The sequence below is a fragment of the Streptococcus sp. genome, assembly GCF_019414905.1.
Classification (GTDB): domain Bacteria; phylum Bacillota; class Bacilli; order Lactobacillales; family Streptococcaceae; genus Streptococcus.
Genome location: NZ_DXLC01000061.1, coordinates 1 through 1,671, shown reverse-complemented (window position 1 = coordinate 1,671; position 1,671 = coordinate 1). Strand labels below are relative to the sequence as shown.

Genomic DNA, 1,671 nt, shown 5'->3' with positions numbered 1-1,671 from the left:
GATTTGACACGTTCGACTTATTTTAGTGTTTATCGTGAAGATTGTACCAACGAATGGTTCTTGGTCTATGGAGATGACTACAAGGTTCAAGATATTATTGTTGATAGTAAGGCAGGTCGCATCCTTAGTGGTGTATCCTTCTGGGATGCTCCAACTGCAGAAAAAATTGTCAGCTTTATCGATAAGGCTTATGCAAGTGGTGAATTTGTTGATCTCTACTGGGATAATATGGTTAAGGATAATATCAAAGAGTTGGATGTCTATGTTGAAGAATTAGAAGGCAATAGCATCTATGAGATCGATAGTGTCCAAGACTATCATAAATTAGAAAAAATTCTTAAAAACGAAAATTAAAGATTCCAACATCTGGCTAAAATAGTCGGATGTTTTTTTGATTTTTTACGAATAAATAGATGAGTAGAAAAAGAAATGGAGATATTTATGAAAATCACAAACTATGAAATCTATAAGTTAAAAAAATCAGGTTTGAGCAATCAACAGATTTTGAACGTTCTAGAATACGGTGAAAATGTCGATCAAGAACTGTTGTTGGGCGATATTGCAGATATATCAGGTTGCCGAAATCCAGCTGTTTTTATGGAACGTTATTTTCAGATAGACGATGCGCATTTGGAGAAGGAGTTTCAAAAATTTCCATCTTTCTCTATTTTAGACGACTGTTACCCTTGGAATTTGAGTGAAATATACGATGCTCCTGTGCTTTTATTTTACAAGGGCAATCTTGAACTCTTGAAATTTCCTAAGGTAGCGGTCGTGGGTAGTCGTGCTTGTAGCAAACAGGGAGCTAAGTCAGTTGAAAAAGTCATTCAGGGCTTGGAAAATGAACTGGTTATCGTCAGTGGACTAGCCAAGGGCATTGACACAGCAGCTCATATGGCAGCTCTTCAGAATGGCGGAAAAACCATTGCAGTGATTGGAACAGGACTGGATGTGTTTTATCCTAAAGCCAATAAACACTTGCAAGACTACATCGGCAATGATCATCTGGTTCTCAGTGAATATGGACCTGGCGAACAACCTCTGAAATTTCATTTTCCTGCCCGTAATCGCATCATTGCTGGACTTTGTCGTGGCGTGATTGTAGCAGAGGCTAAGATGCGCTCAGGTAGTCTCATTACCTGTGAGAGAGCAATGGAAGAAGGGCGTGACGTCTTTGCTATACCTGGTAGCATTTTAGATGGACTATCAGACGGTTGCCATCATTTGATCCAAGAAGGAGCAAAATTGGTCACCAGTGGGCAAGATGTTCTTGCGGAATTTGAATTTTAAGACGAAATTTTGCTTTTTAAACCAACTTTTCTTCTATATATAGTAGCTAAGTCTTGACAGTTATGGCAAAATGGTTTACACTTTATAAAGTTTATTACTTTGAAAAGGTGTGATACTGTGGCTACGGCAACAAAAAAGAAAAAATCAACAGTTAAAAAAAATCTAGTCATCGTGGAGTCGCCTGCTAAGGCGAAAACGATTGAAAAATATCTAGGCAGAAACTACAAGGTTTTAGCCAGTGTCGGGCATATCCGTGATTTGAAGAAATCCAGTATGTCCGTTGATATTGAAAATAATTATGAACCGCAATATATCAATATCCGAGGAAAAGGTCCTCTCATCAATGACTTGAAAAAAGAAGCCAAAAAAGCTAATAAAGTC

Annotated in this window: 2 protein-coding genes and 1 pseudogene; all 3 read left to right on the top strand. The window is 37.8% G+C overall.

Annotated features, from left to right (window positions below):
* Positions 1–354 (top strand): annotated as a pseudogene (locus QZ359_RS01590) (CTP--phosphocholine cytidylyltransferase); the annotation flags it as partial.
* An 87-nt stretch (positions 355–441) separates the two neighbouring features.
* Positions 442–1,290 carry a DNA-processing protein DprA gene (dprA, locus tag QZ359_RS01585; RefSeq protein ID WP_261193665.1) on the top strand — a complete coding sequence of 283 codons (849 nt, stop codon included), beginning with the start codon at positions 442–444 and terminating at the stop codon, positions 1,288–1,290.
* Between the two features lie 117 nt (positions 1,291–1,407).
* The coding region (locus QZ359_RS01580) for a toprim domain-containing protein (RefSeq protein ID WP_293955962.1) at positions 1,408–1,671 on the top strand (264 nt) is incomplete at its 3' end.